The following is a 15,442-nucleotide window of genomic DNA, read 5'->3' on the forward strand; positions in this document are numbered from 1 at the left end:
GGGAAAAGTCAAGCCTCTGGCGCCTGGCACAATCAGGCGCGCGCGAAAAATGCCAGCAAGCGGTCAGCGATCGAGACATAAAATTCGGCCATCACGGCAAGCGCAAGATCGCTGATTTCAGGTGCTTGCGTCGGGTGCGCAACGATCGCAACCGCGCCGGCCGTCGCCACGGCCATATCGCGCTCGAGCCAGACACCGGGGCGTTGCAGGCTGTCGCCGCAGGCCAGATTGCGAATCCGCGCGATCGCACGCAACCGGTTGGTCGCGCCCGTCTCCACACCGCAATGCTTTTCGATCCGCCGCAACCGCCGGGCATTGTCGATCCGGCGCGGCATGTCTTCGGCATCGTCGATGGGCACGCCCGCCTCGACAATGCCCGCCAGACGCGCGCATTCTCCGATCATGACGGACAGGAACCGGTCGAGCTCATTGAGGCAATTGCCCGACCGGCGCAGTCGCACATTGGGCATGATTGCGCCGGCCCCACAGGGCTGTGCGGCGCGCTCGATCAGATATCCGGCGCCTGCCACCAAGGCATCATGCGCGCGTTGCAGCGCGGCGGAATCGCCGCGCTGGTCCCGCGCAGAGGCCGTGTTTGCCGTCAATCCTTGCGCCGCGCCGGCGGCCCCTTGCGGTGCAGCGTCGGCCGCCCCGCACCACGCCCTTCGTTGCCACGCCCTTCGCTGCCTCCGCCGCGATTATCACCACCACGATTTTCACCAGTATTGGGCCCGCGGCGCCGGCCCATCGCATTGTCGCGACCCGGGCGCGCGGTATCGTTACCGCCGCCACCTTCACGCGGAGCCTCCAGCGAGGGCTCGATCGTGATGCCGTTTTCATCTTCGCTGCCCGGCGTGCCGGTGCGCTTTACCGCGGCGCGAAACTTTGCCTCGACGGCGGTGGGCACCTGAAAGAACGTTTCGTTGGGCGTGATGCGGATCGCGCCGATTTCGTTGCGCGTGATATTGCCCCGACGGCACAGCAGCGGCAGGATCCAGCGCGGATCGGCATTCTGGCGACGGCCGATATCCATGCGGAACCACGACACATCGTCAAACCCTTCGCGCCGTTCGGGGCGCGGCGGGCCATCACCCTGCGAATGGTCGTTCAGGTCTTCGGGCTCGGGCGTGCCCTGGCGGCGCGCATAGACCAGCGCGATCGCCAGATCCATCGGGCTCATCTTGTCGACGATCTGCGCGGCCAGGGCGCGGTCGCCATCGCTTGCCTCGATCGGCTTGGCAATGTCGGCCAGCATCCGCTCGCGATCGCGTTCGCGGATCGCCTCGGCGGTCGGCACCGGCACCCATTCGGCCTGCACCCGCGCCATTTTCAGCATGCCATCGACGCGGCGGCGGCGCGGATACGGCACGACCAGCACGGCAATGCCCTTGCGCCCGGCGCGCCCTGTACGGCCCGACCGATGCTGCAGGATCTCGGCATCGCGCGGCGTTTCGACATGGATGACCAGGCTGAGCGAGGGAATATCGATCCCGCGCGCGGCGACGTCGGTCGCAACGCAGATCCGCGCGCGGCCATCGCGCAGCGCCTGCAGCGCGGCGTTGCGCTCTTTCTGGCTGTGTTCGCCCGACAGCGCCACGGCGGCAAAGCCGCGCTCGGTCAGCGAGGAGTGCAGATGCCGGACATTGTCGCGCGTTGCGCAGAACAGGATCGCGGTCTCGGCCTCGTGGAACCGCAGCAGGTTGATCACTGCGTTTTCGATGTCGTTGGGCGAAACGGCGACCGCCTGATAGGCGATGTCGCCATGCCCCGGGGTTTCGCTGACGGTCGAAATCCGCAAGGCGTCCTGCTGGTACCGCTTGGCCAGCGTGACGATCGGCTTTGGCATCGTGGCCGAAAACAGCAGCGAGCGGCGCGTGGGCGGCGTCGCCTCGAGTATTTCCTCAAGGTCTTCGCGAAAACCCATGTCCAGCATTTCGTCGGCTTCATCGAGCACGACGTATTTCAGCTCCGACAGATCGAGCGCGCCCTGGTTGAGATGATCGCGCAGGCGCCCGGGCGTACCCACGACAATCTGCGTGCCCTGGTACAACGCGCGGCGTTCTTTCGACGCGTCCATGCCGCCGACGCAGGTGGTGATCCGCGCGCCGGCCTTGGCAAACAGCCAGGCCAGTTCGCGGCTGACCTGCAGCGCGAGTTCGCGGGTCGGGGCGATCACGAGTCCGGCAGGTGCGCGTGACAACGGGGTTACGCCGGGCGCGACGATGTTCGACGCCAGGATCGCATCGGCCATCGCCAGGCCGAATGCGACGGTCTTGCCCGATCCGGTCTGCGCGGAAACCAGCAAATCGCGGCCTTGCGCCTCGGGCGCCATGACGGCGGCCTGCACGGGCGTGGGCTCGGCATAACCCTGTTCGATCAGAGCTTCGGAAATCGGGGTAGGTAAAGTTGGGAAAGGCATAGGGCTCGCAATTTTGGGGGAGTTCAATCGCGCCCCCTAGCACCGTGTTGCGCGAATGTATGCAGGTTTGACGATTGTGGCCCAATCCCCCGGTATTACGCCGCCGGGTCCGGCATTTTTTCGGCAATGATTGCGGCCAGCCGGTCGCGCACGGTGGCATCGGTCGGATTGTACACGATCATCGCCAGATCCTGCCGCCCGTCGACCGCAAATGTCGAATGTTCGAGCGTGACCGGCCCCAGTACCGGGTGCGTGATCTGCTTGGTTCCATCACCGGGTTCGTGCCCCGGCGTGTCCGCTTCCTGCCACATCGCCGCGAATTCGGGGCTGAGCCGGCGCAGATCCTCGACCAGCGGCGCAATCGCCCCATCCGCCCCGGCCCGGATAGCATCGAGCCGGAACGCCGCCACGACAGTACGCGCAACGCTTTGCCAGTCAGCCTGCGCCGCGCGGGCACGCGGGTTGAGGAATATCAGTCGCAGAATGTTGCGCTGGTCGGCGGGCACGGCGGCATAATCGGTCAGGATCACGGTCGCGGCGCGGTTCCAGGCAACGACGTCCCAGGTCGCGGTGCGGATCAGTGCGGGCGACGGATCCAACGCATCGAGCACGCGCTGCAGGCGCGGCGTAACCGTGCGGTCGGCGCGATACAATGCCTCTGGCGGGCGCCCCAGGCCCAACAGGAACACCCGCTCGCGTTCGGCATCGGTCAGCATCAGCGCATGCGCGATCCGATCGAGCACATCGGCCGATGGCGCGCCGCCGCGTCCCTGCTCCAGCCAGGTGTACCACGTCGGGCTGATTGCGGCGCGGCCTGCCACTTCTTCGCGGCGCAGGCCCGGCGTACGGCGGCGGGCGGCGGAAAACCCCAGCGCAACGGGATCGAGCCGCGCGCGCCAGTCCTTGAGCAGAGCACCCAGGCGGTTTTCGCGCGTTTCCAACAAGCTGTTAGGCATCATACCCCTATACGGTCACGACTTTAACCCGATGATAGCGTCCTCTACCTGCCTTTGCACCCCCAAGCAGGAGCAGTAACGTATGCGTGTTTTCATAACCGGCGCGACCGGATTTATCGGCATGGCGGTTTCGCGCGAGCTGATCGCCCATGGCCACACTATCGTCGGCCTGGTGCGCGATTCCGCCAAAGCCGAAGGGTTGGCCGCGCTGGGCGCCGAAGTGGCGATGGGATCGCTGGAAGATCCCGAAGGCCTCGCCAGACATGCAGCACAGGCCGATGGCGTGATCCATTGTGCGTTCAACCATGACTTTTCACAATTCGCCGAAAACTGTGCCGAAGATCGCCGCGCGATCGAAGCGATGGGCGGCGCACTGAAAGGATCGGGCAAGCCGCTGATTGTGACCTCCGGCGTCGCCGGCCTGGTCGGGCCGGGCCGGGTCGCTACCGAAACCGATCGTGTCGGCGCCGATTATACACTGCCGCGCCAATCCGAACCGGCCGCGCTCGAACTGGTCGATCACGGCGTCAACGCCATGACCATCCGCCTGCCGCAAGTGCATGATCCGGTCAAACAGGGGTTGATCACGTATCTTATCGCGCTGGCGCGGCAGCAGGGCATGTTCGGATATATCGGCGAAGGCGCCAACGTGTGGGCCGCCGGCCACATCAGCGACGCCGCGGTGTTGTACCGGCTGGCGCTCGAACGGGGAAAAGCGGGCAGCAGCTACCATGCGGTGGGCGAACGCGGCGTATCGATGCGTGCCATTTGCGACACCCTGAGCGCACGCACCGGGCTTCCGGCCAAATCGCTGGGCGCGGACGAAGCGCCGGCCTATTTCGGCTGGCTGGCCGGGTTTGCGGCGATGGACATGCCGGCGTCAAGCGCACTGACGCAGGAATGGCTGGGGTGGAATCCGAGCGGGCCGGGGTTGCTGGAGGATCTGGCGCGACTGGCGGATTAACCTAGCCTCAGCGGCGCTTGAACAGCGCCTTTGGTACCACGACATGCACGCCCTTGTTGCGGTCGACCAGTTCGGTCACTTCGACATCGCCGGCCACACTGATCAGCATATAGGCATCGTCGCGCGTCATGCCTTTGGCCGCGACCAGGAAATCGACCATGTTGCGCAGCGCCTTGCGCGTGGCGTTGCTCAGATCGTCGTCGAACCCCATCGCGATATACGCGGTGGGGGTTTCGGCGCGCGGATAGGGCGCGACTTCATGCCCCTCCCCATGCTTGTGCAGGATGAACTGGAACGTGCCGACCAGCGAGGTTTCCAGCGCGGTGATATCAACCTCGCCATTGCCCTGCGCCGCATGGCCATCGCCCACCTGGAACAGCGCACCGGCCGCATGCACCGGCAGAAACAGCCTCGTGCCGGCAACCAGCGCCTTGTCATCCATGTTGCCGCCGTTGATCGTGGGCGCCGCCGAATCATAGCGGCCGAACGCGGGCGGCGGCGCAACGCCCATGCTGCCGAAAAACGGTGCGAGCGGCACTTCGATCCCCGGCCCGAATGTGCCGACCATGCGTTTGGCATCGAGCGGCACGATCTTCATCCGCGAATAGGGAAAGTCGTCGGTCAGAAATCCCGCGCCATAGCGGAACGCATTGTAGGCATACGGGATCGCCAGATCGATTTTCACGATCCGCACTTCCAGCGTATCGCCGGGTTCCGCACCCGCAATCGCAACCGGCCCGGTCAGGATATGCCCGCCCGGTCCACGCGCCGATGCGGGCACGCCGTCGAACACCGCGCGCAATTCAGGCTCGATCGCGTCGGCCGCCACGCCCGCCTTGGCCAGGCCCGTTGGGCTGTTGGTCAGCAACGTGTGGATCACCACGGTATCGCCCGATCTGACCGTCAGCACCGGCTTTTCCGTAGCATCGTAATGCCCCCATACGACTGTCTGCGGCGTGACTTTCAGCTCGTAAGTCTGCGCACAGGCGGGCGTGGCGATGGCCAGCACAGTGAACATAAGGCGTCGCATCGGCAATTTCTCCGGGATGTGTCGGCAGCGGTATGCCCCGGCGTCGCGCACGCGACAACGCCTGTGTTGCGCGGCAATTGTCCGCCTGGCCTTTGCGCGCTATGACATATGCATGTTGGACACCACCTGGGACGAGCCCGCCACGCTGATCGATCTGGACGGCAAGACGCCGCTTATCGGCACAGTGCGCGATTGCGTGATGCATTTCGCGATTTTCAAACCGTTTGCGAAAGAGGCGGCGCGCATGCTGCTGACCCGCCCGGTGTTTCGTGAAGGGCGCAAGACGCGCGTCTGGCTGCTCAACCCCGACGAGCTCGAGCAGCTGGTCCAGCGCCTGAATGCAGAAAAAGACCAGTTGCACTGACCGTTGTCGCGCCTGTGTTGGTTGCGTCAGGTGCGCCCTCCTGATACCGGCGCGCCAAACCCATTGCGCGCAGAATTTCAGGAGCCAGCCATGTCCGATTTCAAACGGGTCGTCCTCGCCTATTCGGGCGGTCTCGACACATCCGTCATTCTGAAATGGCTGCAGGTCACCTACAATTGCGAAGTGGTGACATTCACCGCCGACCTTGGCCAGGGCGAGGAACTCGCGCCGGCACGCGCCAAGGCCGAGCTGATGGGGATCAAGCCCGAACACATCTATATCGACGATTTGCGCGAGGAATTCGTGCGCGATTTCGTGTTTCCGATGATGCGCGCCAATGCCCGGTATGAAGGGGATTACCTGCTCGGCACGTCGATCGCGCGCCCGCTGATTTCCAAGCGCCTGATCGAGATCGCGCGCGAAACCGGTGCCGATGCGGTGGCGCACGGTGCCACCGGCAAAGGCAACGACCAGGTCCGTTTCGAACTGTCGGCCTATGCGCTCGATCCCAATATCAAGGTGATCGCGCCATGGCGCGAATGGGACCTGACCAGCCGCACCGCGCTGATCGCCTGGGCCGAAGCGCACCAGGTGCCGGTGCCAAAGGACAAGCGCGGCGAAAGCCCGTTTTCGACCGACGCCAACCTGCTGCACACCTCGTCCGAAGGCAAAGTGCTGGAAGACCCCTGGGCCGAAGTGCCCGAATATGTGTTTTCGCGCACGGTGAGCCCCGAAGAGGCGCCCGACGTGGCCGAATACATCACGGTGGAATTCAAACACGGTGACGGCGTGGCGATCAACGGCGAGGCGCAGAGCCCCGCGACTTTGCTGGCCACGCTCAACGAATACGGCCGCAAGCATGGCATCGGTCGGCTCGACCTGGTCGAAAACCGCTTCGTCGGCATGAAAAGCCGCGGCATGTACGAAACGCCGGGCGGCACGATCTATGCGATTGCGCATCGCGGCATCGAATCGATCACGCTCGATCGCGGCGCAGCGCATCTGAAAGACGAGCTGATGCCCAAATATGCCGAACTGATCTACAACGGCTTCTGGTTCGCGCCCGAACGCGAAATGCTCCAGGCCGCAATCGACCACTCGCAGGCCAAGGTCAACGGCACGGTGCGGCTGAAGCTGTACAAGGGTCAGGCGTATGTGGTGGGCCGGCAATCGCCCGACAGCCTCTATTCGGAACGCCATGTTACATTCGAAGACGACGCCGGCGCGTATGACCAGAAAGACGCGGCCGGGTTCATCAAGCTCAACGCCCTGCGCCTGCGCCTGCTGGCCCAACGCGACCGCTAAAAAATCCTCCCCGAAACGGGGAGGGGGACCGCGCCCCCTCTTTCTTGGGGCGTGGTGGAGGGGCCGGGCGGCCGGACACGACGTCAAAGCAGACCGCCACCGTTGCCCAGGCGCCCGCGACCCTTCGCGGGATCAGCGCCTGGGGCACAGCCCCTCCATCAAGCTTCGCGCGGTCCCCCTCCCCGAAACGGGAGAATTTTAGCGAAATTCAGCCGGCACGCGCGGATACGCGCTTTCGACATCGCCCAGCGCATCGCGCAACGGCCCCAGATACGGCGCAAACTGCCGCCAGTGGTCCACCCCGTCGGTAAAGATCGGCTGGCGCACCTGTTCCGAACTCGCGGTGCGCACAGCGCGGCGGTTGCGGTGAAATTCCAGGCAGGCGTCTTCGAACGGCACGCCGACATGATCGAGCAAGCGGCGTACTTCACCCTCGGTATCGCCGACCATCGCCTCGTAGATCACGCGGTGTACCGCGCCCGGCGCGGCACGGTCGAACGCCGCCATCTGTTCGACATAGGCGCGATAATACCGCCCGATTTCGGCCAGATCATACGTAAACAGCTGCCCCCGCGCAAAAAACTGTTTCCAGCCCGAAAAGCAACAGGCCATCGGATGACGCCGCGCATCGATGATCGTCGCATTGGGCAGGATCAGCTTGATCAGCCCGGCATACATCCAGTTGTTGGGCATCTTGTCGATGAACCGCGCCTTGCCTTCCTTGCGGTGCACGCGGGTACGCTCGAGATATTCCTCGCCCAGCCGCGCCAGATCGGGACCGGACATCCGCGTCAGCAGATCGCTGTAGCTGGTGAATTCGCCGTCCTCGACACGCCCGTGCAACCGGTCGCCGATCATCATCAGATCGGGCAATTCCATCGTACCCTCGATCTGCGAATGGCTCGACAGGATCTGTTCGACCAGGGTGGATCCTGCGCGCGGCAGGCCGACGATGAAGATCGGGTCATTCGACAGGCACCCCTGCCCCGCCCGCTCCGCCAGGAACGGCGCGGTAAACAGCGCGGCATGTTCGCTGGCCCCGCCGACGATACGCGCCTCTTCGTACTCCAAGCCCTTGCGCCGCAACGCGTTGGCTCGATCGTAATGGTCAAAGCTTTGGGCGATGTCGCCTGAGTCTTCATAGGCCTTGCCCAGTGCGAAATGCAGCTGGCTGGCCTGTTCGTCGTCTTCGACTTTGTCCTGCGCGGCCAGCATCGCAGCGATATCGTCCGCGTTCAGCGAAACGGTCTTCAGGTTGGCCAGGCTCCACCACGCCTCGCCCAGCGCGGGATCGAGCGCCAGTGCTTTGCGATAGGCGGTGATCGCCTCGGCCTGGTTACCCAGCGTCTTGTCGACATGCCCCAGGTTGAGCCAGACGCGTTCGCTTGCCTGCCCGCGCTTCACCAGGTCGCGATAGATCTCCGCCGCCTCTTCCTGCTCGCCGAGCCGGACCTGCAACGATGCCTTGAGCAGGGCGTTATTCGGATTGGCGGGGTTGTCGGCCAGCAGTTCGGTCGCCTGCGCCAGCGCGCCTGCAACATCGGGGCCCATCTGCATGATGCGGATCAGCAATTCGCGTGCCGCCGAAAATCCGGGCGCAATGTCCATTGTGCGTTTCAGCAGATCGATCGCTTCGTTCAATTGGCCCTGGCGCCATGCGACTTCGCCGCGCAGCCGCATCGCCGCCGCATCGCGCGGCATCTGCCTGATCCGCTCGTCCAGCAAAGTCTCGGCCTCGGCAAATTCCTTGGCATGCATGGCCATGGCCGCCTTGATCAGCACCGGATCGCGCGACGAGGCGGTAATTCCGCGGCGTTCGGCATTGCGCGCCTCGGTCTCGCGCCCGGCCGCGCGCAAGGCGGCTGACAGCGCATGCCATGCGGCCAGGAAATCGGGCTTCAACGCGACTGCGCGTTCCAGCTGCCCCGCGGCCAGATCGTGTTCGCCAACACCGCCGTGGACCAGCGCCAGCTCGAAGGCTGTAATCGCCGAGCGCGGCTGCTGCTTTGCCAGGGATGTCAGCACCGCGCGCGCCGCCGGCAGATCGCCGAGATGGTGCAGGACCTGCCCCTCGATCAGCATCGCCTGCGGATGACCGGGCACGGCATTCAGGATTTCGCGCGCCTGGGCCAGCGCCATCTGCGGATCGCGACTACGTAGCGCGGCGGCATGCGCCAGTGCAGCATCGAGCGACAGAGTCGCTTCGCCTGCCGATCCTTGTGCTGCCATGCCTGACATGCTCCTTGCCACAATTACGCCGATGGACCTGAATGCTGCGTCTGCGCAACAGGCGCATTCCTGCGCCAGATGGCAGGGCTTGTCCAGCCTGCGAACGTTGTGGCGCCCTGCGACACGTCACGCCAAGCCTATGCCGTTCCACCCTTTTTACAGGTGCGCGAGCAAGGCCGTTGACAGTTGTGGCATCACAGGCAAATTGTTTTGCAGACGAGCGCGCAAAACAAGATCGGGTGCGCCGTTCCGTGAGGCCGATAAAATGATGATCTCGCGCCCATCCTCCAGGATGGGTGTTTGCTTGTGCTTGCACTTGCGAGCTGCGGGGTCATGACTGCGTAATACAGGTGATCGCGCCACGGCCACAGGCCGGGCGCCCATGGCAAAAGCCACAATGGGGTGTAAAATATGACCAACGAAGATGCCGCAAAGAACCGGCGCAAATCGAGCCGAACAGCGCTGATCCTGGCGTCCACGATGTTGACCGGCCTGGCGGGCCTGATGCCTGCCATCGCCAGGGCAGACCAGGCTCCGCCTGCCACGCCCGACACGACCGCCCCGGCAGCGGACGCCAGCACCGGCGGCATCAGCGAAATCGTCGTGACTGCGACGCACAAGCCGGAAAGCCTGCAGAAGGTTCCGATCAGTATCCAGGCGCTCGATGCGACCAAATTGACTCAGAACAACGTCAGCAACTTTGCCGACTATGCGCAGATGCTGCCTTCGGTGTCGTTTCAATCGCTCGGGCCTGGCCGCAGCCAACCGTTCTTTCGCGGTATTTCGGTGACAGGCGGGCGCAATTCGACCGTCGGCACCTATCTCGACGATATTCCGCTGACATCGCCCAACGCGAACCCCGAAATCCACATCTACGACGTCGAACGGGTCGAGGCGCTTTCTGGTCCGCAAGGCACGCTGTTCGGTGCGAGCTCGCTGGCGGGCACGTTGCGCATCATCACCAACAAACCCAAATTCGACAAATGGGAAGCCGGGATGGATGTCCAGGCCGACAAATATGGCGACGGCAAGGCCGGCGGCATGGTCGAAGGGTTCATCAACATTCCGGTCGCGCATGATGTCGCGATCCGCATCATGGCCTTTTATGAAAAAGAAGGCGGATACATCAACAACACGCACGGCACGGTCGGCTATCAATCGCTGCCGATCACGCTCGACAACGGTCCCGGCACAAGCACGAACAACACGTTCTATTCCAACCTGGTCAAGAACGCCTATAATCCGGACATCGAATACGGCGGCCGTGCGGCGATCAGCTGGCAGTTCGCACCAGACTGGAAAATCACGCCGAGTATCACGTACCAGAATATCAATGCAAAGGGCGCCTATAACTACGATCCTCGCGTGGGCGACCTTGCCGTCCACGACTACAGCCCGACATATCTGAAAGATCATTACTATCAGGCCGAGCTCGCCATTCAGGGCAAGATCGGCGATTTCGACATCGTGTCCGCCACGGGATACTTTGCCCGCACGATCTCGAACGCGAACGATTATACGTATTACTCGGTCACGTATGATCAGAATGTCGCCTCCGGCGCGGTAGGGACGTACTATAACCATTTTACCGACAAGAACGGGAACTACATCAATCCCACACAGCAGTACTACAATCATGAACACGACAAGACGTTTACCCAGGAAGTACGCCTGAGCACGCCAAAATCCTGGCCGGTGCAGGTTACCCTCGGTGGGTTTTACCAATACCAGCGTCAGAGCGTTGACGGCAGTTATTATATCCCGGGCCTGAGCACATCGTTGAACCCCGGCGTGCCAGGCGGAAACCTGGACGGATCGGATGCACCGCCATTTTCGCCGGCGGTGGGCGGGGTTTACAATCCGGACGGCTATTACCTGGTCGAGGACGATTCCCATTCGAAGGATGGCGCAGCATTCGCCGAGGGCAATTACAACATCACCAGCAGGCTCAAGGTCGTAGCCGGCATCCGCTATTTCATCGCAGACAACGGTACGCGCGGTTTCGACGGAACGTGGCGAAACGCCGACAGGGTCGGATGCTGGAACGAAGACCCGGCAGTGCAATTTGGCAAGTTCATCCATCCTGGACGGCTGAGCTGCCTGAACACCAACACCACGTACCATCAGACGGGTGAAACGCACAAACTGGGCCTGACCTGGCAGTTCCAGCCGGACAAGATGATCTACGCCACCTATTCGACCGGGTTCCGTCCGGGCGGCGGCAACCGGCAGGCTGCGGCTCCGGCCTACAAATCCGATACGCTCAACAACTATGAAGTCGGTTGGAAAACCAGTTTCGGGCGCAATTTCCGCTGGAACGGCGCGCTGTATCGTGAAGACTGGAAGGGCGTGCAGTACCTCGTCGTGGTGCCCAATAGCGAGGGTTCCACCGCCACGATCAACGCGGGCAATGCGCGTGTCTATGGCATCGAAACCGATCTTGAATGGCGCCCGGTCGCCGGCCTGTCGCTTTCGGCCAGCGGCGCTTATAACAACGCGAAGCTTAGCGGTAATTTCTGCGCGCCAACCTCGCCTACCAATCTTGCGCCTGATCCCAATTGTGCCACTGGCGAGGAAGCTCCGAAAGGCACCCGCCTGCCGCGCCAGCCGATATTCAAAGGCAGCTCGACCATTCGATATGACTTCGACCTGATGAAGACCAAGAGCTTTGTTCAGGCGCAGGTCTTCCACCAGTCGGGCAGCACGTCGGATCTGTCACTGTCGAATGATATGAAATTGGGCGATACCAACGGCTTTACCACGCTGAATTTTTCAGCGGGGCTGGCCGTCGACAAATACACGTTCGAGCTGTTCATCGAAAACGCCCGTGACGATCGCGGTATCCTTTCGAAAAATACCTTCTGTTCGATCCAGGAATGCGCCGGATCATCGCGCAGCCTTCCGGTCAAGCCGCAGTATTTTGGCGTAAAAGCCGGGTTCAAGTACTGATCCGGCATAACGCGCCAATGCTGCGGGGGGGTGGACACCAGTCCACCCCCCCTTTTTTGTTCGCACCTGCACAAAACGTACGCCATTCGGCGTAGAAAATGGTCCTGATTCGCCCATGCCAGGCCGAAAAAAAGCCTAAATTACAAATTCGTCATAAGGATGTTGACTCATCGCTGCCATGCAGCATTATGAAACCTGGACGGTCGTCATGTTTGTTGCAAACCGATGAAAGTCCATGGGGAAAAATAAGATACATAGCTGAACGAGCGCTGGCGCGCTCAGCATCGGGCGCACTTGCGATTCCGGTGGCGGGGGAATTCTGCCCCGCGTGGCCGCCAGCATCACAAGCGAGATCCTGGTTCATATTGCACCGCAATATGAAGGCGCTGAACTGCGCCTGCGGGATCGCTTGGCCAGCATGATTTGAATTGATCGGGAACACGCAAATTGATCAGGAACATGGGGGACTACAAAGTCATGGCTAAGCAATCGGGTCGCCGGAAGCGCCTCATCAAGTTGTTGGGTGCGACCACCATTCTGGCCGGCATGGCAGTGCCGATGTTCGCCGCTGCGCAGGAAGCGCCGGCAGCCGCACCACAAGTCAGCCCGGATGCAAGTTCGGGCCTGACCGAAATCGTCGTGACGGCCACGCACGAAAAACAGAGCATCCAGAAAGTGCCGATTTCGATGCAGGCGCTCAGCGCCGCCACATTGGAAGAGCGCCAGGTCCAGGGCCTTTCGGACCTGACCACCCTGCTCCCTTCGGTTTCGCTGTCGGGGATCGGGCCCGGGCGCACCACGGCCTATTTTCGTGGCATCGTTCCCGCCGGCGGCAACTACGCCTCGGTCGGGTACTATCTCGATGACATACCGATCACCGGCAACGGCGTGCCGGATATCCATGTCTATGATATGGAACGTATCGAAGCGCTTTCGGGTCCGCAGGGCACGCTTTACGGCGCGGGTTCGCTTGCCGGCACCATTCGCTTCGTTACGGCCAAGCCCAAGCTGGGCAAATTCGAATTCGGCATGGATGTCGAAGGCAACAAGTATGGCGGTCACGGCGAGGGTGGCCAGATCGAATCGTACATCAATATCCCGCTGGGCAGCACGGTCGCGCTGCGCGCCATGGCCTATTACCGCAAGGACGGCGGGTATATCAACAACACCCCGAACAACGGCAAATTCAACGACGGCAGTTCATCGAATTTGAATTTGGGCGATAACGACCCCAACACGAATTACCCGTTGAACAACGCCGCTATCGCCAAGAACAATTACAACCCGATCTATGAATTCGGCGGCCGCCTCGCGCTGTTGTGGGAACCAGCGCCAGGCTGGGACGTGATGCCCGAAATTACCGCGCAGCGGCAGACGTCCTATGGCTATTTCGGCTATGATCCGCGCGTGGGTGACCAGGAAGTCCACGATTATTCGACGACACGCCAGGATGACCCCTGGTTTCAGGCAGAACTTTCGATTCACGGCCATATCGGCGATTTTGAACTGACTTCGGCAACCGGCTATTTCAAGCGCCATATCCGCCTGAACAACGATTACACCTACTACACCGTCACCTATGACAAAGCCGGCGCCGGCAACGAAAATTATCTGCAATTTTTCGACAAATCCGGTTGTACAGGATCTGGCGCGTCACTGAAGTGCACGACCCTGATCAACCCGACGCAGAAGTATTTCGGCGATCAGCATCAGGAAAAATTCACGCAGGAAGTTCGCCTGAAAACCCCTGCAAGCTGGCCATTCGATGTTACTGTCGGCGGCTTTTATCAGAGCCAGTTCTTCGAGAACAACAACAATTACTACATCTCGGGCCTCGGCAATATCGAAGGCTATACCGAATCCGGGGGCGGTAGCAATCCTGCCGGATTTGGCATTCCCACGACGACGCAGATCGGCACAACGAGCACCGGAACACCGACTTATGGCACGATGGTCGTCGGAACGCCCGCCGTCAAAGGCGACACGTTCTATCTCAATGAAAACAATCAGTATTACCATGATGAAGCGATATTTGCCGAAGGCCATTACAAGATTACGCCAAACCTGAAAATCACCGGCGGAATCCGGTATTTCTGGACGGCGTATGATACGCTTGGCGTGGCCGGTGTGATGAGCTCGTTCCACAACACGATCACTTCGCTATACGTGCCTACGGGCACACGGGGTTGCCCGACCCCGCTGACGGCTGCCCGGCTTACCTGCCTCAACACCAATCCCGGCGCAACGGATGAAGTCGGCCGTTACAACGAAAAGGGCCAGACTCACAAGGTCGCGCTGGATTGGCAGATCGAGCCGGACAAGATGGTCTACGCCAACTATTCGACCGGCTTCCGGCCGGGCGGGTTCAACCGGCCTTTGCGTATCCGCAATCCAAACGGCACCAGCACCATTGCTGGGGTCGATCCGTTCAAATCGGAAAAACTGTCGAACTTCGAACTTGGGCTGAAAACGACCTGGAACAACATTTTCCGGTTCAACGCAGCAGTCTATTATGAAACCTGGAACGCGATCCAGTACAGTGTTGTCGTGGCCGGCACCCAGGGTGCAGGTATAACGGGCAATGCCGGGACCGCGCACGTCAAAGGGGCAGAGTACGACGCCAGCCTGAAACTGGGTGAATTTACCCTGTCGACAAACGGCGCCTACAACAACGCCAAGCTCGCTGCCGACTTCTGCAATTTCCAGTTTTTGCCCGTTACAAACTCCGCGGGTACTGTTACCGGCGGCACGATCGGACAGCTACCCACATGTTCGCAGGCTGCCGCCGGCACGGTCGCAGCAGTTGGCGGCACACGCCTGCCGCGTCAGCCTCAGTTCAAGGGGACATCGTCGATTCGTTACGATGCGGACTTCGGCGACTACAAAGTGTTCGGCCAGGGGGCCGCGCTGTACCAGACCGGTGCGACGCAGAACCTCAACAACACGCTCGATGGCTATCTGGGCGACACGTCGGGCTTCGTGAGCTTCGACTTCTCGGCAGGCATCGGCAAGGGCCCCTACCGGATGGAACTGTTCATCGAAAACGCGTTCGACAAGCGCGGTGCGCTGACCAAGAACACGTTCTGTTCGATCCAGGAATGCGCGGGCAGCGCGCGCACGTTCACAATCCGGCCGCAGTTCTTCGGCATCAAGCTGTCGTATCACACGAAATAAGTTTAAACCGGTTACACCCAACTGCCCCCCGTGCGCACTCGCACGGGGGGCA

General features: G+C 61.9%; 10 protein-coding genes. 5 read left to right on the top strand and 5 right to left on the bottom strand.

Features of this window, described 5'->3' with window-relative positions; all coding sequences use genetic code 11:
* Nucleotides 1-32: 32 nt before the first annotated feature.
* The 3 genes from ACOOE2_RS14850 to ACOOE2_RS14860 form a co-directional block, all read right to left on the bottom strand.
* Nucleotides 33-605 carry a hypothetical protein gene (locus ACOOE2_RS14850; RefSeq protein ID WP_420383762.1) on the bottom strand — a complete coding sequence of 191 codons (573 nt, stop codon included), beginning with the start codon at nt 603-605 and terminating at the stop codon, nt 33-35.
* Nucleotides 602-2,419 carry a DEAD/DEAH box helicase gene (locus tag ACOOE2_RS14855; RefSeq protein ID WP_420383763.1) on the bottom strand — a complete coding sequence of 606 codons (1,818 nt, stop codon included), beginning with the start codon at nt 2,417-2,419 and terminating at the stop codon, nt 602-604. Before ACOOE2_RS14855 ends, ACOOE2_RS14850 begins: the two co-directional genes overlap by 4 nt.
* A 95-nt stretch (nt 2,420-2,514) precedes the next feature.
* Nucleotides 2,515-3,375 carry a helix-turn-helix transcriptional regulator gene (locus ACOOE2_RS14860; protein ID WP_420383764.1) on the bottom strand — a complete coding sequence of 287 codons (861 nt, stop codon included), beginning with the start codon at nt 3,373-3,375 and terminating at the stop codon, nt 2,515-2,517.
* An 82-nt stretch (nt 3,376-3,457) separates the two neighbouring features.
* Here ACOOE2_RS14860 and ACOOE2_RS14865 point away from each other — a divergent pair, with 82 nt between their 5' ends.
* Nucleotides 3,458-4,339, top strand: coding sequence for an SDR family oxidoreductase (locus tag ACOOE2_RS14865; RefSeq protein ID WP_420383765.1), 882 nt, complete (start codon nt 3,458-3,460; stop codon nt 4,337-4,339).
* A gap of 7 nt (nt 4,340-4,346) precedes the next feature.
* Here ACOOE2_RS14865 and ACOOE2_RS14870 read toward each other — a convergent pair whose 3' ends face one another.
* Nucleotides 4,347-5,369: an acetamidase/formamidase family protein gene (locus ACOOE2_RS14870; protein ID WP_420383766.1), complete on the bottom strand. Its 1,023-nt coding sequence runs from the start codon at nt 5,367-5,369 to the stop codon at nt 4,347-4,349.
* 112 nt (nt 5,370-5,481) lie between these two features.
* On the opposite strand from ACOOE2_RS14870, the gene ACOOE2_RS14875 reads away from it, so the two are divergent.
* Both ACOOE2_RS14875 and ACOOE2_RS14880 read left to right on the top strand, forming a co-directional pair.
* Nucleotides 5,482-5,733: a hypothetical protein gene (locus ACOOE2_RS14875; RefSeq protein ID WP_420383767.1), complete on the top strand. Its 252-nt coding sequence runs from the start codon at nt 5,482-5,484 to the stop codon at nt 5,731-5,733.
* A gap of 90 nt (nt 5,734-5,823) precedes the next feature.
* Nucleotides 5,824-7,038: an argininosuccinate synthase gene (locus tag ACOOE2_RS14880; protein WP_420383768.1), complete on the top strand. Its 1,215-nt coding sequence runs from the start codon at nt 5,824-5,826 to the stop codon at nt 7,036-7,038.
* A gap of 198 nt (nt 7,039-7,236) precedes the next feature.
* Here ACOOE2_RS14880 and ACOOE2_RS14885 read toward each other — a convergent pair whose 3' ends face one another.
* Nucleotides 7,237-9,267 carry a tetratricopeptide repeat-containing sulfotransferase family protein gene (locus ACOOE2_RS14885; protein WP_420383769.1) on the bottom strand — a complete coding sequence of 677 codons (2,031 nt, stop codon included), beginning with the start codon at nt 9,265-9,267 and terminating at the stop codon, nt 7,237-7,239.
* Between the two features lie 411 nt (nt 9,268-9,678).
* Between ACOOE2_RS14885 and ACOOE2_RS14890 the strand changes: the two genes are divergently transcribed.
* Both ACOOE2_RS14890 and ACOOE2_RS14895 read left to right on the top strand, forming a co-directional pair.
* The gene (locus ACOOE2_RS14890) at nt 9,679-12,216 is read left to right on the top strand and encodes a TonB-dependent receptor (protein WP_420383770.1); all 2,538 of its coding nucleotides are present in this window, start codon (nt 9,679-9,681) and stop codon (nt 12,214-12,216) included.
* A gap of 477 nt (nt 12,217-12,693) precedes the next feature.
* On the top strand, nt 12,694-15,390 hold the full coding sequence (locus ACOOE2_RS14895) for a TonB-dependent receptor (RefSeq protein WP_420383771.1): 2,697 nt from the start codon (nt 12,694-12,696) through the stop codon (nt 15,388-15,390).
* Nucleotides 15,391-15,442: the final 52 nt, after the last annotated feature.

The sequence above is a fragment of the Novosphingobium sp. genome (assembly GCF_965214355.1).
GTDB lineage: Bacteria > Pseudomonadota > Alphaproteobacteria > Sphingomonadales > Sphingomonadaceae > Novosphingobium.